The sequence below is a fragment of the Paraburkholderia rhizosphaerae genome (assembly GCF_004366595.1).
GTDB lineage: Bacteria > Pseudomonadota > Gammaproteobacteria > Burkholderiales > Burkholderiaceae > Paraburkholderia > Paraburkholderia rhizosphaerae.
This window is the reverse complement of record NZ_SORE01000004.1, coordinates 92,329-116,823: the sequence shown is the minus strand read 5'-3', so window position 1 is coordinate 116,823 and position 24,495 is coordinate 92,329. Positions and strand designations below refer to the sequence as shown.

Annotated in this window: 18 protein-coding genes; 13 read left to right on the top strand and 5 right to left on the bottom strand. The window is 64.4% G+C overall.

Features of this window, described 5'->3' with window-relative positions; translation table 11 throughout:
• Window positions 1–11 precede the first annotated feature (11 nt).
• The 5 genes from BX592_RS06465 (at window position 12) to BX592_RS06445 (ending at window position 6,213) form a co-directional block, all read left to right on the top strand.
• Window positions 12–932: a glycosyltransferase family 2 protein gene (locus BX592_RS06465; RefSeq protein ID WP_134190846.1), complete on the top strand. Its 921-nt coding sequence runs from the start codon at window positions 12–14 to the stop codon at window positions 930–932.
• 172 nt (window positions 933–1,104) lie between these two features.
• Window positions 1,105–2,250 (top strand): glycosyltransferase family 4 protein, encoded by a 1,146-nt coding sequence (locus BX592_RS06460; protein ID WP_134190845.1) that lies wholly within the window; start codon window positions 1,105–1,107, stop codon window positions 2,248–2,250.
• Between the two features lie 2 nt (window positions 2,251–2,252).
• Complete coding sequence (locus tag BX592_RS06455; RefSeq protein WP_134190844.1) at window positions 2,253–3,722, top strand: glucose-6-phosphate isomerase; 1,470 nt, start codon at window positions 2,253–2,255, stop codon at window positions 3,720–3,722.
• Window positions 3,719–4,942 (top strand): glycosyltransferase family 4 protein, encoded by a 1,224-nt coding sequence (locus BX592_RS06450; RefSeq protein ID WP_134190843.1) that lies wholly within the window; start codon window positions 3,719–3,721, stop codon window positions 4,940–4,942. Before BX592_RS06455 ends, BX592_RS06450 begins: the two co-directional genes overlap by 4 nt.
• Before the next feature lie 104 nt (window positions 4,943–5,046).
• Entirely contained in the window at window positions 5,047–6,213 is a 1,167-nt protein-coding gene (locus tag BX592_RS06445) for a glycosyltransferase family 4 protein (protein ID WP_134190842.1), read from the top strand.
• Between the two features lie 105 nt (window positions 6,214–6,318).
• Here the strand turns inward: BX592_RS06445 and gmd are convergent, their stop codons facing one another.
• Together gmd and BX592_RS34315 are read right to left on the bottom strand one after the other, a co-directional pair.
• Window positions 6,319–7,362: a GDP-mannose 4,6-dehydratase gene (gmd, locus tag BX592_RS06440; RefSeq protein WP_134190841.1), complete on the bottom strand. Its 1,044-nt coding sequence runs from the start codon at window positions 7,360–7,362 to the stop codon at window positions 6,319–6,321.
• Between the two features lie 53 nt (window positions 7,363–7,415).
• Window positions 7,416–7,544, bottom strand: a complete 129-nt coding sequence (locus BX592_RS34315) for a hypothetical protein (RefSeq protein ID WP_377681464.1) — start codon at window positions 7,542–7,544, stop codon at window positions 7,416–7,418.
• Window positions 7,545–8,345: 801 nt separating this feature from the next.
• On the opposite strand from BX592_RS34315, the gene BX592_RS06430 reads away from it, so the two are divergent.
• From BX592_RS06430 to BX592_RS06420, 3 genes are all read left to right on the top strand, one after another.
• Window positions 8,346–10,571 carry an NHL repeat-containing protein gene (locus BX592_RS06430; RefSeq protein WP_377681466.1) on the top strand — a complete coding sequence of 742 codons (2,226 nt, stop codon included), beginning with the start codon at window positions 8,346–8,348 and terminating at the stop codon, window positions 10,569–10,571.
• A gap of 258 nt (window positions 10,572–10,829) precedes the next feature.
• Window positions 10,830–12,308 carry an oligosaccharide flippase family protein gene (locus BX592_RS06425; RefSeq protein WP_134190839.1) on the top strand — a complete coding sequence of 493 codons (1,479 nt, stop codon included), beginning with the start codon at window positions 10,830–10,832 and terminating at the stop codon, window positions 12,306–12,308.
• Complete coding sequence (locus tag BX592_RS06420; protein WP_134190838.1) at window positions 12,305–14,809, top strand: glycosyltransferase family 4 protein; 2,505 nt, start codon at window positions 12,305–12,307, stop codon at window positions 14,807–14,809. The genes BX592_RS06425 and BX592_RS06420 overlap by 4 nt, the downstream gene beginning before the upstream one ends.
• Window positions 14,810–14,985: 176 nt before the next feature.
• On the opposite strand, the gene BX592_RS06415 is transcribed toward BX592_RS06420, so the two are convergent.
• A complete protein-coding gene (locus BX592_RS06415) occupies window positions 14,986–16,197 on the bottom strand; it encodes an acyltransferase family protein (RefSeq protein WP_134190837.1) in 1,212 nt (403 codons plus the stop codon).
• A 309-nt stretch (window positions 16,198–16,506) separates the two neighbouring features.
• On the opposite strand from BX592_RS06415, the gene BX592_RS33730 reads away from it, so the two are divergent.
• The 3 genes from BX592_RS33730 to BX592_RS06405 all read left to right on the top strand — a co-directional run bounded on the left by BX592_RS33730 (window position 16,507) and on the right by BX592_RS06405 (window position 19,161).
• The gene (locus tag BX592_RS33730) at window positions 16,507–16,662 is read left to right on the top strand and encodes a hypothetical protein (RefSeq protein ID WP_166676312.1); all 156 of its coding nucleotides are present in this window, start codon (window positions 16,507–16,509) and stop codon (window positions 16,660–16,662) included.
• A gap of 307 nt (window positions 16,663–16,969) precedes the next feature.
• Window positions 16,970–17,863 (top strand): UTP--glucose-1-phosphate uridylyltransferase GalU, encoded by an 894-nt coding sequence (gene galU, locus BX592_RS06410; protein WP_134191052.1) that lies wholly within the window; start codon window positions 16,970–16,972, stop codon window positions 17,861–17,863.
• A gap of 338 nt (window positions 17,864–18,201) precedes the next feature.
• Window positions 18,202–19,161, top strand: coding sequence for a glycosyltransferase family 2 protein (locus tag BX592_RS06405; protein ID WP_134190836.1), 960 nt, complete (start codon window positions 18,202–18,204; stop codon window positions 19,159–19,161).
• A gap of 55 nt (window positions 19,162–19,216) precedes the next feature.
• Here the strand turns inward: BX592_RS06405 and BX592_RS06400 are convergent, their stop codons facing one another.
• The gene (locus tag BX592_RS06400; protein ID WP_134190835.1) at window positions 19,217–19,879 is read right to left on the bottom strand and encodes a phosphoribosyltransferase; all 663 of its coding nucleotides are present in this window, start codon (window positions 19,877–19,879) and stop codon (window positions 19,217–19,219) included.
• 472 nt (window positions 19,880–20,351) lie between these two features.
• Here BX592_RS06400 and BX592_RS06395 point away from each other — a divergent pair, with 472 nt between their 5' ends.
• A complete protein-coding gene (locus BX592_RS06395; RefSeq protein WP_134190834.1) occupies window positions 20,352–20,633 on the top strand; it encodes a DUF6723 family protein in 282 nt (93 codons plus the stop codon).
• Between the two features lie 104 nt (window positions 20,634–20,737).
• Here BX592_RS06395 and BX592_RS06390 read toward each other — a convergent pair whose 3' ends face one another.
• The gene (locus BX592_RS06390) at window positions 20,738–22,081 is read right to left on the bottom strand and encodes a cation:proton antiporter (protein ID WP_134190833.1); all 1,344 of its coding nucleotides are present in this window, start codon (window positions 22,079–22,081) and stop codon (window positions 20,738–20,740) included.
• Between the two features lie 346 nt (window positions 22,082–22,427).
• Here BX592_RS06390 and BX592_RS06385 point away from each other — a divergent pair, with 346 nt between their 5' ends.
• Entirely contained in the window at window positions 22,428–24,461 is a 2,034-nt protein-coding gene (locus BX592_RS06385) for a hybrid sensor histidine kinase/response regulator (protein WP_134190832.1), read from the top strand.
• Window positions 24,462–24,495: the final 34 nt, after the last annotated feature.

Genomic DNA, 24,495 nt, shown 5'->3' with positions numbered 1-24,495 from the left:
GGAGAGCCTCGATGAAAATAACGGTACTGGTCCCGACCTTTCGCCGTCCGGACGATCTGACGCGCTGCCTTGCCGCGCTCGAGCGGCAGCAGCGCGCACCGGATGAAGTGGTGGTGGTCGCGCGCCCCGACGACGAACTGACGCACGCGTGCCTGCAGCCGCATCTGGCGGCGCGCCGGTTGCCGCTGCGCATTGCGCCGGTCGATGCGCCGGGGCAGGTGGCCGCGCTCAATTGCGGCCTCGATGCGGCGAGCGGCGAGGTGATCGCGATTACCGACGACGATGCCGCACCGCACGCCGATTGGGTGCAGCGTATTGAAGCGCATTTCACCGCGGACCCGCAGCTGGGCGCGCTCGGCGGGCGCGACTGGGTGCATCAGAAGGGCGGCGTGCTGAGCGGCTCGCGTGAGCTCGTCGGCAAGCTGACGCCGTCGGGCAAGCTGATCGGCAACCATCATCTGGGTGTCGGCGGCGCGCGCGAAGTGGACATGCTGAAGGGCGCGAACATGAGCTACCGGCGCGACGCGGTCCGCACGATCCGTTTCGATACGCGGCTGCGCGGCGCGGGCGCGCAGGTGCACAACGATATGGCGTTCAGCATGAGCGTGAAGAAGGCGGGCTGGAAGCTCGTCTACGATCCGCGCGTCGCGGTCGATCATTTCCCGGCCGAGCGCCACGACGACGACCGCCGCGACGCGCAGTCGATGACCGCGGTGCGCAACGCCGCGTACAACCTGCATCTGATCCTGCGCGCGCAATTGCCGCCATTGCGCCGCGAGACCGCGTGGTGGTGGTACGCGCTGGTCGGCACGCGCGTGTACCCAGGCGTCGCGCACGCGCTGCTTGCGCTGATGTCGCGCAAAAGCGTGCAGCTGTCGCGCTGGAAGGCGGTCCGCACCGGCGCGCGCGAAGCGCGCCGCGCACTGCTGTAACGCGGCGCGCGCGTGGCGCGATGCGGTGTCGCCGCCTGTGGCGCATGTGCTGTATGCGCCGCGTGAGAATTCGTATCGTGGTTTCGCCCCGCATTCTCGTCGTGCTGTCTCGCGACGATGATGACGGTGTGCGGCGCGATGTGCCATTGAACACGCAGACCGGAGTGCCTGCATGAGCATCAACGTCAACGTCCATCTGTTTTACGGCGCCGACCCGCGCAGCTACCGGAAAGGCGACAACATCGGCTGCCTGTACGGCTATCACCATGCGGAGTCCGACGAATTCCATCTGACGTACTCGGAGGATGCGCGCGAAAGCAAGCCGGTGAAGCTCGCGCGCCGCGCGTTGAAGGCGCTGCTCGGCTTCGACATGTTGCATACGTGGCGCAACCGCGAGCAGATCCTGCGCTCGGACGTCGTCTGGACGCATACCGAGCATGAGCACCTGGCGGTGTCGCTGCTGCTGTTGCTGTACGGGCATCGGTTTCGCGAGCGCGCACGGCCGCTGCTGCTCGCGCAAAGCATCTGGCTGCTCGACAAGTGGGCGGGCTACGGCATGTTGCGGCGCTGGCTGTACCGCAAGCTGGTCGCGCGCGCGGACGTGCTGACCACGCACTCGAGCGTGAATGCGGCGCTGTGCCAGCGCTATCTGCAGCGCGATGCGACGCAGGTGTTCTACGGTCTGAACACCAATGATTTTCCGGTGCACGAACCGCGTGAATGGGTACCGCATACGCCGCTGCGTATCGCGGCAATCGGCAACGATCGTGACCGCGACTGGCGCACGCTGATCGAAGCGTTCGGCCACGACGCGCGCTACCAGGTGCGGCTCGCGACGCGGCGGCGTATTCCCGCGTCGCTGCGCGCGCCGAATGTCGAGATCGCGTCAGCGTCGGGCATCGCAAAGCAGCGCGAGCTGTATGCGTGGGCCGATGTGATTGTGGTGCCGCTGCGGCATAACTCGCACGTCTCGGGCCTCACAGTGACGCTCGAGGCCGCGGCCGTCGGCAAGCCGATGCTGGTGACCGATGTCGGCGGCCTGAAAGAGTATTTCCCGGCGCATGCAGCGACCTATGTGCCGCCGTTCGATCCGCACGCACTACGCGAGGCGGCCAATCGCCTCGTGGCCTCGCCCGAGCACGCGCTGCGCCAGGCGCGCGCGGCGGCGGCCGAACTGCTCGCGCGCGATTTCACCACGCAGCACTTCGCGCAGCAGCATGTGCGGATCACGCGTGACATGCTGCAGCACCGGATGCGCGCGTCGGGCGCGGGTGTTGCGGCCAGCAGCTCGGCACGCAGCAGCCGGGCAGGAGTGTAAGCATGGCATCGCTTCTGCAAGCGGGGGCGTCCAGCGCTCGCGGGTTCGTCAGCGGCGACAAGAGCGAGTGGATTCCGCCGGCGCTGCTGTGGCTGATCACCGCGGTGCTGATCGCCGGGCATCAGGGCGCGGCGCTGACACTGGGCTTTCCGGTGCTCGCGATCCTCGTCGGCGCGTGGCTGTACTTCAAGAGTCCGGCGCGCTATGTCGGCTTCGTCTGGTGGCTGTGGTTCCTGAGCCCGGAAGTACGGCGCCTCGCCGACTGGTCGAAGAACGCCTATACGCCGACCAGCCTGATCCAGATTGCGCCACTCGCGGTCACGATGATCTGCGGTTTTTCGCTGGTGCGCTATTACCCGATCCTCGCGCAGCGGCGCGGTCTGCCGGTGCTGCTCATTCTCTTTGGGCTCGCGTACGCGTTGCTGATCGGCTTCGTGTCGGCCGGACCGCTCGCCGCGCTGTACGACCTCGCGAACTGGCTGTATCCGGTGCTGATCGGCTTTCACATCATGGTGAACACGCGCATTTACCCGGCGTTTCGCGAGACGATCGTGAACACGTTTATCTGGGGCATGCTGGCGATGGGCGTGTACGGCGCGGTGCAGTTCTTCATCATGCCGGCGTGGGATGTGCTGTGGATGGTCGGCGCGCAGATGAGCTCGCAGGGCGAGCCGGTGCCGCTCGGCGTGCGTGTGTTCAGCACGATGAATTCGTCCGGTCCGTTCGCGCTCGCGATGCTCGGTTCGATGGTGTTCGTGCTCGCCGCGGACCACAAGGTACGGTGGCTTGCCGGCGGATTCGGCTTTATGTCGTTCGCGCTGAGCCTCGTGCGTTCCACCTGGGGCGGTTGGGTGATTGCGCTCGTGATGCTGCTCGTCAAGTCGAACAACAAGGTCCGGTTTCGCATCATCGCAAGCGGGGTGCTGCTGATCGGCCTGTGCATCCCGCTGCTCTCGGTCGGCCCGGTCGCGGACCGGATGCAAACGCGTCTGCAGACCATTACGAATCTGGACGACGACCAGAGCTACCAGGCGCGCAACGAGTTCTACGCGCAATTTGCGCAAAAGGCGTTTACCGACGTATCCGGCGAAGGCATGGGCGCGACCGGCACGTCGACCAAACTGTCGAGCGGCAACGACGGCCAGCTCGGCCAGTACGGCAACTTCGACAGTGGCGTGATGAACATTCCGTTCGTGCTCGGATGGCCCGGCACGCTGCTGTACCTGTCCGGCATCGGCTGGCTCGTGATGCGCGCGGTCTTCGCTTCGTTCAAGCTGCGCGACGACAAGTTCGTCGCGTCGTGTCTGTCGCTCGCGGTGGCGATTCTCGCGATGATCGTCTTCACGAATACGCTGGTCGGCACCGGTGGCGCACTGCTTTTCATGAGTCTTTTTTCGATCCTGTCCGCGGCGCATTACCAGAAACAGGAAACCCGCAGATCGAGAGTCGTCTTTCACGGAGAAACGGATTGAGAGTCGCGATTGTCACGCATGTCGTGCGTCATAACGACGGACAGGGCCGCGTCAACCACGAAATCGCGCGCGCCGCGCTCGACGAGGGAATTGCGGTCACGCTGATCGCATCGCATGTGGCACCCGATCTGCTCGAGCATCCGCTGGTGCGCTGGGTGCCGATGCGGATCGGCCGCTGGTGGCCGACCAACCTGCTGCGCCAGCAGGTGTTCGCGATCAGAAGCGCGCAGTGGCTGCGTGCGCATCGCCGCGAATTCGACGTGCTGCATGTGAATGGTTTCATCACATGGGCGCCAGCGGATGTGAACACCGCGCACTTCGTGCATAGCGGCTGGTTCGCGAGCAAGTACTACCCGTTTGGCATTACCAAAGGCGTGTGGTCCGGCTATCAGTATGTGTACACGCGCTTGAACGCGATGCTCGAGCGTTGGGCGTACCGGCGCTCGCGCGTGATCACCGCGGTATCGCAGAAGGTCGCGGCCGAGATTCGCTCGATTGGTCTCACGCCGCGTAACCGCGTCGACGTGATTTACAACGGCGTCGATACGCGTGGCTTTGCAACCGCGAGCGGCGACCGCGCGAAGTTCAAGCTGCCGCAGAGCGCATTTTTGCTGCTGTTCGTCGGCGATCTGCGCACGCCGCGCAAGAACCTCGGCACCGTGCTGCGCGCATTGAAGCATCTGCCGCATCACGTGCAGATCGCGGTTGCCGGCTATCTGCCGGGCAGCCCGTATCCGGAAGAGGCGCGCGCACTGGGTATCGCCGATCGCGTGCACTTTCTCGGGCTCGTCAAGGAAATGCCGGTGCTGATGCATTCGGTCGATGCCTTTGTGTTTCCTTCGCGCTATGAAGCGATGAGCCTGTCGCTGCTCGAAGCGATGGCGGCCGGCCTGCCGGTCGTCACCGCGCGCACCGCGGGCGGCGCCGAGATCATCACGCCGGAGTGCGGGATCGTGCTCGACGATCCGGACGATCCGCAGGCGCTCGCCAACGCGATCGGCCGCCTTGCCGGCGACGATAACCGGCGCCGCGCGATGGGCGTGGCCGCCAGCGAGCTTGCCACCGGTTTCGGCTGGGCGCGCATGGCCGCGCAATACATCGCGCTGTACCGGCAGATCGCCGGTCTACGCGAAGACCGCAGCCGCAACGGGGCGAGCGATGTGGATGTCGTCACGCGCAATCTGCTGACGACCCCGCCGCGCGGCGCCGATGGTGCATGAAGCGCCACACGCAACCGTCGCGCGAAGATGTCGCATCGGCACACGGAGATTTCCCCGTGGTCACCGATGTGATCGAGCGCGGCTTCATACAAACAGGAATGGCCATGACAACACCTTCGATCAAATCGCTGCAGATCGGCATGCACTGGTTTCCCGAGCGCGCGGGCGGTCTCGACCGGATGTACTACTCGCTGATCGGCGCGCTGCCGGGCGCGGGCGTCGCGGTACGCGGCGTGGTGGCGGGTTCGCCACGCGTCGCCGCCGACACGAATGGCGCGATCCAGGGCTTCGGCCCGGCCGCGCAATCGCTGCCGATGCGTCTGATGGCCGCGCGCCGCGCGCTGCGCCGTGAAATGCAGACGCAGCGGCCCGACGTGATCTCGTCGCATTTTGCGCTCTATACGTTTCCGGGCCTCGACGTGATGCGTGGTATTCCGCAGGTGTCGCATTTCCAGGGGCCATGGGCCGACGAAAGCCACGTCGAAGGCGCCGATTCGCTCGGCCAGCGCGCGAAGCGCTATCTCGAGCAGACCGTCTACGCGCGCTCGTCGCGGCTCATCGTGTTATCCGACGCGTTCGGCAAGATCCTGAGCTCGCGCTACGGCATTCCGCCCGAGCGGATTCGCGTGGTGCCCGGCTGCGTGAACGTCGACCAGTTCAATCTGCCGCTGACGCAGAACGAGGCGCGGCTCAAGATGCAGTTGCCGCTCGGCCGGCCGATCGTGCTTGCGGTGCGGCGTCTGGTGCGCCGCATGGGCCTCGAGGACCTGATCGACGCGGTGAAGATCGTCAAGCGCCGCGAGCCGGACGTGCTGTTGCTGATTGCCGGCAAAGGCCGCCTCGAAGGCGAGTTGCAGGCACGCATCGACGACGCGGGCCTGACTGACAACGTGAAACTGCTCGGCTTCGTGCCGGATCAGCATCTGGCGACGCTCTACCGCGCGGCGACGATCAGTGTCGTGCCGACTGTCGCGCTCGAAGGCTTCGGTTTGATCACGGTGGAGTCGCTCGCGTCGGGCACGCCGGTGCTCGTCACGCCGGTCGGCGGATTGCCGGAAGCGGTGGCCGGGCTATCGCAAGACCTGGTGCTGCCGTCGACCGGCGCAAATGCGATTGCCGACGGTCTGGGGAAGGCGTTCGACGGCACGTTGAAGTTGCCGGATGCGGATGCATGCCGCGCCTACGCGCGTGCGCACTTCGACAATCCGGTGATCGCAGCGCGCGTCGCGGCGGTGTATGGCGAAGCGATTGCGGCGGGTTCGTTGCATTAACAACGAACGGGAGCGACGGCGCAGAACGACGGCGGCGCCCGGTTGCCGGGCGCCGCCGATCGCGCGTCAGTGCATCAGTGCTTCAGACGCGCGTTCAACGCGGGATCAGAACGTATCGTGAATCTGGTTGCGCGCAATATCCGCGCCGACCATCATCTGGCACAACTGCTCGAGCGACGTCTGCGGCTCCCAGCCGAGCTTCGCCTTTGCCTTGTCCGCGCAGCCGATCAGCAGATCGACTTCGGCGGGCCGGTAGAACTTCGGGTTGACGCGCACCAGAATACGGCCGGTCGCGACATCGATACCCGTCTCGCCCTGGTTCTTGCCCGACCATTCGAGTTGCACGCCCGACGCCGCAAAGGCCATCTTCACGAAGTCGCGCACGGTCTCGGTGCGGTTCGTCGCGAGCACGAAAGTATCCGGTTCGTCCGCTTGCAGCATCCGGTGCATCCCGTCGACGTATTCGAGCGCAAAGCCCCAATCGCGCTTCGCATCGAGGTTGCCCAGTTCGAGCACGTCGGCCTTGCCGAGATGGATCTTCGCGACGGTGTCGGTAATTTTCCGCGTGACGAACTCGCGTCCGCGCAGTGGCGACTCGTGATTGAACAGAATGCCGCTCGTCGCGAAGATGCCGTACGACTCGCGGTAATTAATCGTCGTCCAGTGCGCGAACAGCTTCGCGACGCCGTACGGGCTTCTCGGATAAAACGGCGTGTCCTCGCGCTGCGGCACCGCTTGCACCATGCCGAACATCTCGGAGGTCGATGCCTGGTAAAAGCGCGTTTTCGGGTTCACGATGCGAATGCCTTCGAGCAGATTCAGCGCGCCGATGCCGGTGACCTGCGCGGTGGTCGCCGGCTGATCGAACGACACACCGACGAAGCTTTGCGCGGCGAGGTTATACACCTCGTCGGCCTGCGTGGAAGCGAGCAGCCGTATCGTGGAGCCGGCATCGGTCAGATCGTGTTCGGCGAGCGTCAGATTCGGGTGGTCGAGCACGCCGAGCTCTTCCATTCGCCAGAAGTTCACCGAGCTCGTGCGCCGGTACGTACCGGTAACCTGATAGCCCTTGGCGAGCAACAGCTTGGTCAGGTAAGCGCCGTCCTGGCCGGATATGCCGGTAATGATCGCTTTGCGTTGGTTCGTCATCGATTGCCTTTCTCGTTGCCTGAAAACCGGGTTGCGTGTGCGCGATGCGCGCATCACGACGCTTGCTCGAGTAGCTCCCGCACCAGCGGGTCGAGCACTTCGAATGCTTCACGTGCCTTGAGCAGGTACAGCTCGGGTTTCGGGTGCTCGCCGTCGGACATCATCGCGCGCCAGTCGGGCAAGCCCTTGGGCCATCGCGCCGGGTACGCCGAGATTCATCACGCTCACCGCGCCAACCAGCGCCCCCGCCGCGGCGCGCAGCACGCAGGCGCGCGTCATTGCGGCAATTGCGCCGAGTGGTCCGCGGCGGGCGAGGCAAGAGCAGTCAAACGCGTAATCATCGGCGCATGCTATCGAAAGGCTTGCGGTGAAGGCGAAACCGGTCACTCATTGTAAAAAGAGAAAACCGCTGAAAAAATGCAAGGAAAACGATTAATCATCGCCACTGCGAAGTGATTGACGCGTGTGCGCAATGCGTCGATAGCGAAATCCGCGAGCCGGTTTCCACAAGCGGCGGTAAGTTATACGGCACGGCGGCTGAGAGACGGAAAATATGGACAACGAAAGCCGCTTCGGGCGAGCTTAAGGCCGCTTGGCACCGGTTCATCACCCATTCATACCTTCAAATTTAATGTGCTTTTCACCGCCTTTTGCGGCTTATTCAAAACCGGTATCTGTCTGAATTATTTTGAATTTTTTGGATTTTTTTCGAGACAACCTTTCCGCGTAATCTGAGCTGGAATAGCTGCAGCTGGCCGGACTGCGTGAGAGGCCATGCATCTTGCGATGCGTGCCGGATTGCAGCCGGCGCAGTGTCCTTCGCAGTCTCCTTGTACAGGCGGCTTCTCGCGCGGCCCCCAGCGCTGCCGCGGTCTTACCGCTCCTGAACCGCCAACTTTCACTGATACGTCCTGGCGCCGCTGCTTAACGCATCACAGCGCAACGGGCCGGTTCCGACTGGAGAAGTGCTTTTGATTCGATCTCTGTTTGCCGGGGCACTCTGTGCGTGTGTGTCGTTCATCACGATTTCGGGTGCGTCCGCGCAAACAGCCTCGAATGCGAAGGCGGGCGGCACCGCGCTGAACGCGCAGACATCGTGGATCGGCAACACCTTCGGGTTCGGCGACGGAAGCTGGACGCAGATCAACATCACCGCGATCGCGGTCGCGCCTGACGGCAAGGTCTATACCGACTCGCCGTGGGACGAAAGCGGTGCTGAAGCAGGCGTCTATAAGGACGGCAAGATGCTCGGCTACGCGAACGGCACACATGGCTGGGGCAATGGCGGCGGCAATGCGGTCGCGCTCAACCACCGCTATGCGTTTATTGCGGTGACCGTCGGCACCGAAAAGGGCCATCTGGTCGGCAAAGGCGTGTGGCCGGAGAAGGGCCATCAGTGGTATGGCGTCACGCGGCGCGAACTGGGCGACCCACAGCGCACGATGCCGTTCCAGCCGGTCGCGAATGCGGCCGATCCGCGCGCGCGGCTTGCGGCGAGCTTTCTGGTTGTCAACGATGTGCCGACGGATACGCATACCGAAGTAACGGGTCTCGCCGCATCGGACAAGACACTTTATGTTGCAAGCGCATCGGCCGATCGTGTCGATATCTACGATCCGGATTCGATGCAACGCAAGGGTTCGTTCAAAGCACACCAGCCCGGTCATCTTGCGCTGGCGTCCGACGGCACGCTGTGGGTGGTGACCGATGTGCTCGACGGCAAGCCGACGGTCGCGCATTACTCGGCGAACGGCGAGAGGCTCGACGATACGCTGCCGCTGCCGTCGGACAGCGTGCCGGTCGATGTCGCCGTCGATGCGCAAGGCCGTGTGCTGATCGCCGATAACGGGCCGCGTCAGCAGGTGCTGTTCTTCAGCAAGCAGAATGGCCGCTATGCGGCACCCGGCACGCTCGGCGAGCGCGGCGGCATTTTCTCCGGCGTCGCGGGCCGGCCGGGCCCGCTGCGTTTCAATGGGCTGACCGGCGTCGGCATCGATGCGCGCGGCAACATCTATGTGTCGACCAACGGTGTGGGCCCGAACTACACGCCGCGTGGTAAGGGCTTCGGCTCGAATCTGGGCGCGGGTCTGGGCGCGACACTCGAAAGCTATTCACCGGAAGGCAAGCGTCAATGGCTGGTGCAAGGGCTGCTGTTTGTCGACGGTGCGTGGGTCGATCCGGCGCGACCGAACAGTGTCTATACCGGCAACAAGCGCTTCGAACTCGACCTGTCGAAGCCGGCCGGTCAGCAATGGACGTATGTCGGCTTTCTGTCGAACCGCTTCAAGTATCCGGAAGATCCGGTGTTCCATGTCGACCAGTGGCCGGGCCTGCCGACCGCGCGTCAGCTGAAAGGGCATACGTTCCTGTACCTGACCGACATGTATTCGGATCACCTGAAGATCTACCGCTTCGACGCCGCACGTGACGGCGAGACGGCGATTCCATCCGGCTATATCGCGGGACGCGCGCCGCGCAATGCGGACGCGATTCCGAATGCACCGGCCGGCGGCGACTGGATGTGGCGCGACACGAACGGCAACGGCCGCTTCGAAGCCGGCGAATTCACGCGCAATACGAGCGGCAAGCGGATGCCCGGCTGGGGATGGTGGGTCGATACCGCCGGCGACATCTGGCACACGGTCGACGCGAAAGGCATCTATCGCTTCCGTTTCGGCGGCCTCGATAAAGCGGGCAATCCGGTCTACTCCTACGACGACATGCAGGCGTATCCGGTGCCGGCGCCGTTCAACCAGATCCAGCGCGCGGTCTATGACGCATCGACCGATTCGCTGTACGTGACCGGCTATACCGACGACGCGCCGTACCAGCGTGCGCAATGGAAGGAAGTCGGCCGCGTGCTCGTGCGTTATGACAAGTGGTCGACCGGCAAGCCCGACCTGCGTTACACGGTCAAGCTGCCGTGGGACACGAACGCGAAGCCGCTGGTGACGATTATCGGCGTGACGGTCGAAGGCAAGTACATCTTCGGCGTGGAGCCCGCGGGCGTCGTGCATGTGTTCGACAAGGACCGCGGCAATGAAATCGGCGTGATCCGGCCGGGCGCGGAAGTGGGCCACGCGTCGGGTTGGGTCGACGTCGCGAATGGCATCACCGCGGCGCGGCGCAGCGATGGCGAATACCTGGTGTTCGTCGAAGAAGACGCGCGCGGCAAGGTGATGATGTATCGGTGGAAACCGGGCGCCTGATGGTGCGGGTGCACAGTTTGCTACCCGCACGTGTTGCATCGCGCGGGCCGCTGCGCAGGGCGATTTTTTTCGCGCTGCACAAAGCACGCAGGACCGATTTTTTACATGCGACGATTTTGTGCTCATCCAGATGAACAAGCGGGCACGAGCTTCGGCGCGCACGAGTTCCGGCGGCCGCGTCGCGCGCGCTGCCGCGCTCGTGACGTTTTGACGGCGCCCGCGCGGCGTGCGCCGAACGACTGACGCGAAGGGTAACGGATGGACAAAGGCATCCTGAAGAACGTAGGGATCAATCTGATCGGGCTGGTGCTGCCGACCTTCGTCTCGCTGGTCACCGTGCCGTCGTATATCAAGGCGCTCGGCGTCGAACGGTACGGCGTGGTGGCGCTCGTGTGGGTGCTGATCGGCTACTTCGGCATTCTCGATCTCGGCATGAGCATGGCCGCGCAGAACCATATTTCGAAGGCGCGCGCGTCAGCGGACAAGGACGAGTGCGCGCGCGTGTTCTGGAGCGCAACGTGGCTCAACTTCACGAGCGGTGTCGTGGGCGGGCTCGTTATCTATTTCGGCACGTTCCTGTACACGTCGTATTTCGCGAAGGTGTCGCCGGCGATGCAGCACGAGGTCTATGCGGCGTTGCCGTGGCTCGCAATCGCCATTCCGATCTCGAACGTATCGTGGGTGTTTGCCGGCGCGATCAACGGCGCGGAAAAGTTCGGCAGCTACAACACGTACCAGACGATCGGCACCTTCCTGTTCCAGATGCTGCCGCTCGCTGCCGCATGGTGGATCGGGCCGACCTTGCCGAACGTGCTGGCCGCCGCGGTGGTCGCGCGCACGATTGCCGCGGTGCTGCTCGGGCGCTCCGCGCTGAAGGTGCTGGATATCCGCAAGATGATGCCGCCGCAGTTCGGCGTCGCGAAGGGGCTGTTCAGCTTCGGCGGATGGATGCTCGTCACGTCGCTGATGCTGCTGATCGCCGAATCGGCCGACCGCGTGCTGGTCGGTTCCGCGCTCGGCGCGCGTTTCGTCACGTATTACTCGGTGCCGCAGAATCTTGTCACGCGTCTGAACATGGTGCCCAACGCGATGGTGCGCACGCTGTTTCCGCGCATCTCGGCGCTCAATCGCGAGAACGCGGACGCGATCATGCGGCAGTCGCTCGAGTTCCTGAACGGCGCGTTCACGCCGATCATGCTGGTCGCGATGCTGGTGCTCGAGCCGTTCCTGCATCTATGGGTTGGCAACGAAGTCGCGAGCGCGGGCGGCCCGGTCGGGCGCATTCTGATCATCTTCGTGTGGTTGACAGGCCAGGCGAATCTCGCGCGCATCCTGATCCAGGCGCAGGTCCACCCATCGATTGCCGCGCGTGTCGCGCTGATCGAAACGCCGCTCTTTGCCGGTGCGATCTGGGCCGGCGTGCATTACTTCGGTCTGACAGGCGCGGCGGTTGCGGTGGCGGCACGGGGCCTGTTCGACTACCTCGCACTGCTCGGGCTATCGCGCATCCATGCTCGGCCGATCGTGCTCGACATGGCCGCGCACCTGGTATTCCTGCTCGCCACGCTGTGGCTGTCGACGCTCGCGACAACGATCCCGCTGGTGGCCGCGGCGATGGTGCTGGTGGTCGGCGCAAACGTCGCATGGTCGCTGACGATGACGCCCGCGTTGCGCGATCTGGCGCGCTCGGCGCTCGGCCGGCTCGTGAGAATGTATTCGCGGAGGAACGCATCATGAACCACGACATCGCTGAAGACACGTTGCTGCGACCGTCGACGCCTGCCACGCGCGCGCTGCACGATGCCGCGGCATCGGCGGGCGCGATCGCACCCGCCGCGCCGCTTGTTCAGCCTGGGCGTCGCGCGGCGTCGCGCGCAGGTCACGCCGCGCATACGGTGCGCGTGGCGATCGTGCATGACTGGCTGGTCACCTATGCGGGCGCCGAGCGCGTGCTGGAGCAGATCGTCGCGTGCTTTCCGGGCGCGGACCTGTTCGCGCTCGTCGATTTCCTCGACGACCGCAGCTTCATTCGCGGCAAGCCGGTGAAGACGACGTTTATCCAGAAGCTGCCGAAAGCGCGCACCAGGTACCGCTCATATCTGCCGTTGATGCCGCTTGCGATCGAGCAACTCGATCTGTCGGAGTACGACGTCGTGATCTCGAGCAGCCACGCGGTTGCAAAAGGCGTGCTGACCGGGCCCGATCAGGTGCATGTCAGTTACGTGCATTCGCCGATCCGTTACGCGTGGGACTTGCAGCATCAGTACCTGACTGAATCGAAGCTGACGAGCGGCCCGAAGTCGGCGCTCGCGCGGCTGATTCTTCACTACATCCGCAACTGGGATGTGCGCACGGCGAATTCGGTGGATTCGTTCGTGTCGAATTCGTCGTTTATCGCAAGGCGCATCAGGAAGGTCTATCAGCGTGAAGCGGATGTGATCAACCCGCCGGTCGATGTCGAATCGTTCGCGATCCACGAGCAGAAAGAAGACTTCTATCTGACCGCATCGCGGATGGTGCCGTACAAGAAGATCGACCTGATTGTCGAAGCGTTCGCGAAGATGCCCGAGCGGCGCCTGGTCGTGATCGGCGACGGGCCCGACATGCAGAAAATTCGCGCGAAAGCGGCGCCGAATGTCGAGATCATGGGTTACCAGCCGTTTGCGGTGCTGCGTGACCGGATGCGTCGCGCAAAGGCGTTCGTGTTTGCCGCCGAGGAGGACTTCGGCATCTCGGTGGTCGAGGCACAGGCATGCGGCACACCGGTGATCGCCTACGGCAAGGGCGGCGCGCTCGAAACGGTGCGCGACCTGTCGGACCCGCGGCCGACCGGCCTGTTCTTTGAAGAACAGACGGCCGGGTCGATTATCGCGGCAGTTGAAAATTTTGCCGCGCAGCCGGACCGCTTTTCGCCCGCCGATTGCCGCGCGAACGCGGAACGCTTTTCGGCGGCGCTTTTTCGCGAGCGTTTCTTCGCGCACGTATGCGCGCGGGTGCCGGCGCTGCAAGGCACGATGCTGCCGGCGTACGATCCGCCGGCGAAGGGCGCGGCCACCCAGCCAGCTTCGTCGCTGCGAGTGCTCGCCGTGGACCAGAGCGGCGTGCTGGGCGGCGCCGAATTGTCGCTGCTCGAAATCGTCAAGGCGCTGCGCGCGCGAATGGATGTCGTACTGTTCGACGACGGACCGTTTCGCGTGGCACTCGATCGCGCGGGCGTGCCGGTTACGGTGCTCGACGCGGGCGCGACGCGCGACATGCGCAAGAAGGGCAATTCGCCGCCGCTCGGCCGTGCGCTGAAAAGCGTGATGTCGCTGGTGCGCGCGACCGCCGCGCGGGCGCGCAACAACGACGTGATTTACGCCAATACGCAGCGCTCGATGGTGGTCGGCGTGCTGGCCGGCAAGCTCGCGCGCAAGCCGGTGGTCTGGCATCTGCGCGATATCGTGTCGGCCGAGCATTTCGGCCGCCGGCAATTGCAGGTGATCAAATGGTGTTCACGCTACGGGCTTGCGCACGTGATTGCGAATTCGCGCGCCTCGGCGCGCGCATTTGTCGACTTGACGAACTTCAGCGACGACAAGGTCGAGGTGGTTTTCAACGGCATTTCGGCCGCGCCGTTCGATGCGCTGCGCGACGTGCCGCAATGCACGCTGCGCGAGCGGCTGAACTTGCCGCGCGATGCGTTTCTGGTCGGTTCGTTTAGCCGGCTCGCGCGCTGGAAAGGGCAGCATGTGCTGCTCGAAGCGATCATCGGGCAGCCACAGATGCATGCAGTGCTGGTCGGCTCCGCACTATTCGGCGAGGACGCGTACGAGGCGGAGCTGCGTGCGTTCGTCGTGCAGCACGGCCTGACCGGACGCGTGCACTTTCTCGGCTTTCAGCACGATGTCGCGGCCTGTATGGGTGCGATGGACGTGGTCGCGCATACGTCGATCACGCCGGAGCCGTTTGGGCGCGTGATCGTCGAGGGCATGCTGGCGCGGCGGCCGGTGATCGCGGCGCGTGCGGGCGGCGTGACCGAGATCATTCACGATGGCGAGAACGGCTTGCTATGCGAGCCAGGCGATGCGCGTGCGCTCGCGGATAGGCTCGTGGAATTGCGCTCGAACCGCACGCTGCGCGAGCAACTGGTGATGCGCGGCTACCAGACGGCGACCGATTCGTTCGGTACGACGGCCTATGTGGATGGCGTCGAACAGATTCTGAAGCGGGTTGCGGCGGGCAAGAAAGCCGGGTGATGCGCGGGCTGTCGGGGTTGAATCAGCGGTTGCTTTGCGACGGACCGATTATGCGGCCTGATCTCGCGGCCTGATTTGCGGCTGTTTTCGCCGTGGCTTGCGTGCCATGGGTGGCGCGGCGGATTCCATGTAGAGCCGTTAAGCGAGACCGGAATCCGCGCGACTGCCATACTGCGTCACGCGACGCGCGCCGCGGGCGCCTCGTTCTTCGCGCGCGACTTCGGCTTGAAGCTGGCCGACCACTTCATCGACGGCAGCTCGACGAGCCGGTAAAACACATAGGCGGCCACGACCGCGACGCCCATATAGCCGAACGACGGCCAGATCGACAGTTGCAGTTCCGACCGGAAGAACACCGACGACAGCATCACGAAGATCGGCAGGTGAATCAGATAAAGCGAAAAGCTGAAGTCGCCGAAGCGGGAAAGCACGCGCATCGGCGCCGACTCGACCGCGCGCTTGCGCTGCAGCGCCTTGTGCAGATAGCACGCGAAACCGAGCGCCCACAGCTGGAACGCAAGGTACTGACCCACATAGAACGCCGCGCAGCCCGCGAGCGTCAGCAGCGCGGCGAGCCCATACCAGAAGAGCGCGGAGCGAGGCTGCCGGGTAGCGGTCGCACCGGCCTGCGCTTCGGCGATCCATGCGCCGAGCGTCCACGAGAACCAGTACGACGGAAAGAACTGGATGTCGTGCCGCTCGAGCACGATGCCCGACACGATATTGATCAGCGCGACCGCGACCAGAATTGTGTTCATGCCGAAGCGGCGCCGCAACGCGAACAGCAACGGGTAGATCGCGTAGAACTGCACTTCGAGCGACAGCGTCCACAGCGCGCCGTTGGACCCGTACGTATGGCCGGCCACACCTTGCAGCGAGAACAGGTTCACGAGAAATGGCATCAGCCCGATATCGCGCACCTTATGGCTGACCGGCGGCAACTGCAGGCTGATTGCATCGAGCGTCAGCGTGAGCAGCAGCGCGGCGAGCAACACCGGATAGATCCGCGCGAAGCGGCGCATCCAGAAATTGCCCGCATCGAGCCGATAGTTGGGATCGCGCGCCAGCCGGAACGCGGCGCCGCGATGGATGCAGTAACCGCTGATCACAAAAAAGATCGGCACACCCGCGGAACCCCATGAGATAGGAAACGTCGCATAGGCAACGAGCGAACTCAGGCTGAACGACGTACCGACAGCATGGTGAAAGCTCTGCATGCCTACCCAGACCACCTGGCGGCAGTGAAAGTAAGCGACTAGCAGCGCGGCGAGGCCGCGCATCGCGTCGATCACATGTTCCTTGCTGGCGCTGGTCGCATGGACGTCACCGGAGCGCGCGGCGGAGAAGGGCAACGAGGTCGTGTTGGCGTTCAGAACGGAGTCGCTCATGCGGTCCTCGTAAAGATGCCGGCACGAAGGCGCGACAGGAGGATGAAAGCAGGCGTGCGAGCGCCTGTGTGCGCGGACCGCGCGTTTGTATCGTAATGCACCAGCATTGAAATAAAACGGATAAAAAATGCAATGAAAATGTGCATTGAGGCGATGCGCATCGGGTACGAATGGTGCTGCGCCGGTTGGCGCGTAAAGCTGTCATATTGTCGTCAACATTAAATATTTCGGGTAAATACTATTCGCGTTATCCATTAGTTTTTTTGTGATAATTTGGGTTCAGGCAAATTCTTGACGAGGGGGTTGTCAATGAGCGTGCATCTGCTTGCTGGCGTAGTCGTCCTGTTGGTGCTGGTCGGCGTGTCGGCGTACCGTGAGGCTTTGCGCAATGAGCCGATCGGCCGGTTCCGGATCAATCCGGAAAAACTGCCGCAGCTGGACGAAGAAGAGTCCGCTCTTCAATAATTTCCGGTTCCCGCCGGCGATCAGCAATATTTACTAATTGCCCGATTGCCGGCGGCTGATTGTGCGGTAAGGAATTGACGTCGTCGTCCAATCCGAATGGTTTCGGTAAAAGTGCGAAAACCACTCGATCAAATTAGCGGTTCTTTAACGCGAAATTCGATTATTTTTCCGCTAGTCTTTTTTCACACGCAGATTCGCCGACCGAAGCAGGCGCCTTCGACCGAATGATGTGCGCCGGGAGCGCCTCGACAGAAGGCCGTAGGCGTCGGCGGTTGTAGACATCATCAACCGAGTGGGAATGCATACCATGCTTAAAGTCACCAAAGCCGTGTTTCCCGTGGCGGGTCTCGGCACGCGCTTCTTGCCCGCCACCAAGGCGAGCCCGAAAGAGATGTTGCCGATCGTCGATAAGCCGCTGATTCAATATGCGGTCGAAGAGGCGATCGAAGCCGGTATCACCGAAATGATCTTCGTCACGGGCCGTAGCAAGCGGGCCATTGAAGATCACTTCGACAAGTCGTATGAGATCGAGGCGGAACTGGAAGCACGCGGCAAGGAAAAGCTGCTCGAGCTGGTGCGCGGCATCAAGCCTGCCAACGTCGACTGCTTTTATGTGCGTCAGGCGGAAGCGCTCGGTCTGGGACACGCGGTGCTGTGCGCGGAAAAGCTGGTCGGCGACAGCCCGTTCGCGGTGATTCTCGCGGACGACCTGCTGCACAGCGAGAAGCCGGTGATGAAGCAGCTCGTCAATGTTTTCAATCACTATCACAGCTCGGTGGTCGGCGTTGAAACGATCGCGCGTGAAGACAGCCGTTCATATGGCGTGGTAGAAGGCCGCGAATGGGAAGAAGACGTGATCAAGCTGTCGGGCATCGTTGAAAAGCCCGCGCCGGAAGTCGCGCCGTCGAACCTCGGCGTGGTGGGCCGCTATGTGCTGATGCCGACCATCTTCAAGCATATCCGCGCGCTGCGCCCGGGCGCGGGTGGCGAACTGCAACTGACCGACGCGCTGCAGTCGCTGCTGACCGAAGAGCAGGTGCTCGCGTATCGCTACTTCGGCACGCGCTTCGATTGCGGCAGCAAGCTCGGCTATCTGAAGGCGACCGTCGAATTCGCACTGCGCCATCCGGAAGTGCGCGCCGACTTCGAAGAGTATCTGCAAAACTATCTGCCCGAGCACATCACGGCCGCGGCCGCGTGAGCCGGGACGATGCCGACGCTGCTGCCGGTTCGTAGCCATCTGGCCGTGCTTGGCCGGGTCAGTCACCGGGTCGCGCGCGGCCGGCGCCGCGACGCGCGCATGCGGATTGCGCACGCGCGACGGCGCGGGTCGTTTCGTCGCGCGTCCCGATAGGCGCGTGCTCGCCACCCGGTTAAGCGCGTAGCGGGCGAACAGGGAATGACGCTGAGTTTCTTCGCTTCGCTTGTCGCTGACGATGCCGCCCGACGCGCGTGCCGCACGATCGGGCCGCGCCGGCTTTCGACAATCGCGGACATCGCGGATCGGGACCGCGGAAAAGCGCGCTTGAGGAGCATCACGTGAATACGACAACCTCCCGCCAGGAAACCCGCCCCACAGTGAGTCCCGACGCAGTGAGTCCCGACGCTCGAGCCGAAGTCAGCGTCGTGATGGCGAACTATAACGGGGCTCGCTGGCTGAGCGATGCGATCCGTTCGGTGCAGGCGCAAACGCTGACGCGTTGGGAGCTGCTGATCGCCGACGACGCGTCGACCGACGATAGCCTGTCGATCATGCACGCGGCTGCGGCGCGCGATCCGCGCATTGTCGTGCTGCCTGCCGTGCGCAATCAGGGCCCGTCGGGTGCGCGCAATCGGGCGCTCGACGCGGCGCGCGGACAGTGGGTCACGATCGTCGACAGCGACGATCTGATCGCGCCCGGCCGCCTTGCCGCACTGGTCGACGCCGCGCGGCGCGATGCGGCGAGTATCGTCGCGGACGATCTGCGCATCGTCGACGAAGACGGCACCGCGACGTCGCGCACACTATTGACCTTGTCCGCGAAGCGCGCATGCGATGCGGTCGATCTCGTGAAAAACGCCGGTGAACTCGGCTATCTGAAGCCGATGTTCGACAGGCGTGTCATCGAAAGCTTGCGCTACGACGACGAATTGCGCGTCGGCGAAGATTTCGACTTCCTGCTGCGGGCGCTGGCCGCGACCGGCGGCATGACCGTCTATCCGGAACTGGGCTATCTGTATCGGCAGCGCACCAGCTCGCTGTCGAAAGGGTCCGCACGGCGAGCGCTCGAAGGGATGCTCGTCGCGGACCAGCGGTTTCGCGCGACGCAGCGCGCAAGCGGGCCGCTGCTGTCGGAACTGGACCGGCGCCGCAGCGCGCTGAAGACACGTCTGCACTGGGAAAACGTGAAGGCGTCGTTGCGTGAGAAGCGCGTCGTCCATGCGTTGCGCGAGGCCGTGATGCATCCGGGCATCGCGCACTACGCGCTCGGTTCGCTGTTCAAGTTCGCCGCGCGCTAGCGACCATGACTGCGGCTACGGGCTACGGGCTACGGGCTACGGCTACGGCGATGCATCAGCCCGGGCGCGGCTGCGTTCCGGCCTGCGCGAGCAGTGTGCGGACATCGTCGTCGGTGGTCTCGCTGAAGTCATCGTAGAACTGCCCGACCGCATAGAAGTTGGCTGGCGTCAGGACGCAGACGAATTCATCGACTTCGCCTCGCAGCTTCTGCGCCGCGTCCGGTGGCGCGACCGGCAACGCGGCGACGATTTTCGACGGCCCGCGGCTGCGTAGCGCGCGGATCGCGGCTTTCATCGATGCGCCGGTCGCCATGCCATCGTCGACCACGATCGCGATACGTCCGGCTATGCCGACAGGCGTTTGTTGAGGCGTGCGGTAACGCTGCTCGCGCCGCTCGAGTTCCGCGCGCTCGCTCGCGAGTACCCGATCGAACGCGGATTGCGGCAGGCTGATTTCACGCAGCAGTTCTTCATCGACATAAAGCGCGCCGCCGGATGCGATCGCGCCCATCGCGAGTTCGGCCTGCCATGGCACACCGAGCTTGCGCACCACCAGCACATCTAGCGCCGCGCCCAGCGAACGCGCGACCTCGAAGGCCACCGGCACGCCGCCGCGCGGCAGCGCGAGCACGACGACATCGTTGCGATGCGCATACGCACCGAGCTGGCTCGCCAGCGCGCGGCCGGCCTCGGCGCGATTGGTAAATGCACGCTCCATGATGTGCGCTCCCGTCGCTGGGAAGAATCATAGTTTGCCACGCACGGGTGCGGGCGGAGCATGCGTGGCGCTCGCGCAAAGCGTATGAGCGCGGCTCGCATCGCATTGCGTGCTGGTGCTGGGGGCACAATCGCCGCCGTTCGAGCCGCACTTCGACAGGTAGACCGCGCGCCTGTTGCTTCGGCCTGTTGCTTCGGCCTGTTGCTTCGTCATCCGTTGCAAACATACTTGAACGGTGTAATTTTTCGCACGCATCTTTCGCACCGGTGCGCGCGCGGGCGTCTGTGCGGCGCTCGCGTGCGCGGTGTCGGTTTGATCGGATGCATGCGGCGATCCCGCTGTGCCGCGTCGCGTGACCTTATCGGCCCGCAGGCCGCGCGCGCGACACGGGCACATCGCTTGCGCGTTCAGCAGTAAAGCCTTTGTTTGCCGGCAGGAGCGCCGGCCGGGCTATCGGATGCGGAGCGTCAACATGACGAGGCCTCGGATGATTTTCGCGAAGTCGCGCGATGCGACGGCTTCGCGCGCCGAATCGAAACAGGACTACGAAATCTATGCGACCTATCGGCGCACCACGGAAGGCGCGTTCGTCGGTCTGCTGAAAGTCGTGCGCAAAACCGACGGGCGGCTGCTGTTCCCGTTCGCCGGTGCGCCCGACATTGGTCCGTTCGATAACGGCCAGCAAGCGCGCGAAGCCGCGCAGCACTATGGGGAAACGGTGGTGAATGCGGATCTGGAGAACCCGGAAGCCTGAGGTAGATCAAGGCCGCCGGGCGCGGCTGGTGGCGCCGTGGTCCGCGCGGCGGACAGCGCGATAGCGCCAGCGCGACATTGCAGCGCGGCGCAACGGTTTGCGCATCACTTCGTTCGTGGCGTGCGCAGGTAGCGGTCGAGCAGCAACGTCGCCGATACGCCATGCAGCAACACTGAGCCGACGATGGCCGCCATCACGACGGCGAGCGCCGCATCCTGCGCAACGCGCTGCAGCCGTTCAATCGCAAACATCAGGTAGTAGAACGCACCGACGCCGCGAATGCCCAGCCAGCCGGCCAGCAGCCGCTGCGGCCAGGTCGCGCTCGAACCGGCCAGTGCGGCGAGCGCGCTGAGCGGCCGTACGACCAGCAGCAGCGCGAGCGCCGGCCAGATCGCGCGCCACTCGAGCAATTCGCGCCAATGCGCGGATACGACACTGCCGATCAGCAGCATCAGCACAAGCTCGACGGTCTGCTCAATCTCAACGGCGAACGCCATCATCGATTCGGCGATATACGCGTGCGCCAGTTCAGGCGTGCGCGCAGCCTTCTCCAACTCGCCGTGCTCGACCTTCTCGAGCACCTCGGTCGGCGCGGTATCGTCGCCGGTCGCGCGCAGTTCCTGGTGGCGCAGCGCGACGCCGGCGACAAAGACCGCGACGAACGCATAGCCATGAACCAGTTGCGCGGCGCCATAGCACGCCGACATTAGCCCAAGCGCGAGAAACCCTTCGACGCCGACCGCGACGTCAAAGCGCAGCCGCAAGCGCGTGACGAGCGCGACCACGCCTGCGCCGAGCAGCCAGCCGATCGCGAGCGCGCTGCCGATGCCCCATAGCAGCGCGGCCGCGAAGCCGGTAACGGTCGTGATGTGCGCGCTGCCGAGCATGCCCGCCGCGCCGCCGACCTCGACGCCACACCACGCCAGGCCGAGCAGCATGAACGGCCACGCGGCACCGTCGTTGCAGCCGCCTTCGCCGGATAGCGCGAAGCGCAGCGGGTCGGCGTCGCCGGCCTCGCGTGGGCGCAGTTCGTTCGCCAGCACCGGATCGGTCGGCGCGAGCGCCGCCGCGACGATCAGCGCGAGGCCCGCCGACAGCCCGAGCCCGAAGTACGCGATCGCGGTCATCGCGGCGATCGTCAGCAGCATTGCGCCGGTGCCCAGACGCAGTGGCAGCCGCCACAGACGGTCGCGCAGCGGCACGCGCAAGTGCATGCCGATCGCGAACAGCGAGATCACGAGACCGGCTTCGGTGACAAGACGCAGCGCCTGCGCACCGCGGGTCAGTTGCGGCGCCAGCAGACCAAAGCCCGCTGGCCCGAGCACGAAGCCGACCGCGAGGTACACCATCGCACCCGTCATCGGCAAATGCGCGATCAGCTTGCGGGCCAGCGCCATCGCGATCAGCAGGCCGCCGATGATCAGATACCAGGTCGCTTCGACCGTCATTTGCGGGTGGGCCTCGCGTGGAAAGAAGAGGGCGCAGGCCGGTTGCCGGGCTGAACAACCGGGCGCGCGATGAACAGAGGTGCGGATTGAGCAAGCAAGGGTCGTACCGCTTGCCGCGCGATACCCGGGTGCTACCTCGCGGGCTTTTGCATGGGTTGCCGGTTGCTCCGCGCGGTTGCACCATTCGAGCGAATGCACGTGCGGGTCACGACCTGGCCGACGCGCCGGGAAACAACAGATGAATGTGTCGTTTGCCTGAAACAAGGTTCGCATTAAGCAAAACGTGAACCGGTTTCGCGTGGTATGTTCGGGCACCTGAAGCACATTGCATGACTCACGCTTGAACATGACAATAGCGCCCGAAGCCGGGCCATATGCGGATCTGGCGGTACACATTCGCGTCAAGCGCTGGCGCATCACGCGCCGCTGGCTGCGCGCGGTCCGCTCGGACCCGTTCATCGAGCAGGCCGACCGGCTCACGAACCGTCAGTTGATCGATCTGCTGCCGCAAATCTACGGAGAAATCTGCGCCGCGTTGACCGCGGTGCCGAATTCCGCGCTCAATGCGCGGATCGATCTCGACGCGCGCCAGTACGCGCGCAAACGCTGGATGCACGGCTATCAGCTCGACGAACTGTATCGCGAGCTCGATCTGTTGCAGATCAGCGTGCAGCAGGTCGTGCGCGAATACTTCGCCAGTACGTTGTCGCCGCGCACCGAACAGGCGGGCGCGCATCAGATCATCGAGGGCTTTTTCAGCGCGACGATTCACGGCGCGATTCGCCAGTTGCTCGACGAGCAGAATCAGCGTATCGGCGCGTCGCTGCGCGAACGCGACCGCGCGCTCGCCGCGCGCCAGGAAAGCGACGAGCGTCTGCGCATCGCGGCGGGCGCGGCCGGGCTCGGCATCTTCGAATGGAACGCGGTCACGCGTTCGGGCGTGTGGGAAAACGCGCGGATGTATGAGATCACCGGGCAGCCGATCGACGCCGGCCCGCTCTCCAGCGAAGACTTCATGCGCGAGTTTATGCATCCGGACGATGGCGCCGCGTTCGTCGAGCGCTATCTGGCGGATGAGGCCGCGCACCGGCCGGTCCATATCGTGTTCCGCGCGTACCGGATCGGCGACCGTGCGCTGCGCGTGCTCGAAATGCACGGGCGCTTTCGCTACGACGCGCATGGCGCGCTGCATTCGTTTGTCGGCACACTCGCCGACATCACCGCGCGCGCGAATGCGCAGGAGGCGCTCAAGGAAGCGGATCGCCGCAAGGACGTGTTCCTCGCGACACTCGCGCACGAACTGCGCAATCCGCTCGCGCCGATCCGTAACGCGGCCCACGTGCTCAAGGAGAGCGGCGAGAACCTGCCGTCGAAGGTCCGGTGGGTGCAGGCGGTGATCGAGCGGCAAAGCTTCCACCTGTCGCATCTGATCGACGATCTGCTCGACGTGTCGCGCATCACGACCGGCCGCATCAACCTGAAGCGCGAAGTGCTCGATCTGCGCGATGCGATCGGGCGCGCGATGGAAATCAACGGACCGGCTGCCGCGCAACGGCACCACCGCATTTTCCTCAATACACTCGCTACGCCAATTCCGGTCGACGGCGACCGCACGCGGCTGACGCAGATTCTGTCGAACCTCGTTGACAACGCAATCAAATACACCGACGACGGCGGCGAGATTCATATTCGCGCGGAGTTATTGAATGGCCGTGCGAGGGTCGTGGTGAAAGACAGCGGTATCGGCGTGGCCGCGGCCGAGCTTCCGGCTCTGTTCGATCTGTTCATGCAGGCCACGCCGCCGGCCGGGCGCGCGCGCGACGGACTCGGGATCGGTCTGTTCGTCGCCCGCAAGCTGATCGACATGCATGGTGGCAGCATCTCGGTGGCGAGCGATGGCGTCGGCAAAGGCTGCGAGTTTTCGATCACGCTGCCGCTCGCGGTGGCGCCTGTGCAGGCGCCGGCCGATGCGCCACGCACGCACGAGCGGCGCGGCGCGAACGCGAAACGGCTGAAAATCCTGATTGTCGACGACAATCTCGACGCAGCGCAATCGCTCGCACTGGTGCTCGAAATGCACGACACGCGCACCGCCGCGGAGGGTCCATCGGCGCTCGTGCTTGCCGAGCAGTTCGACCCCGACGTGGTACTACTCGATATCGCGTTGCCCGGTATGAGTGGTCATGAAATCGCGCGGCGGCTCGCCGCCCACGCGCAACGCGTGTGTCCGGTATTAATCGCATTGACCGGTTTCAGCCAGCCCGAAGACTTCGCGCGCTCGCGCGAGTCGGGCTTTGCGCATCATCTGGTCAAGCCGGTGAGCCCCGATGTGCTGATCGAACTGATGCATACGATCGCGCGTACACGGCAGGGGCAGTAGCGGCCGTGCCGGCGGCGATTCGCTACGCTAATTT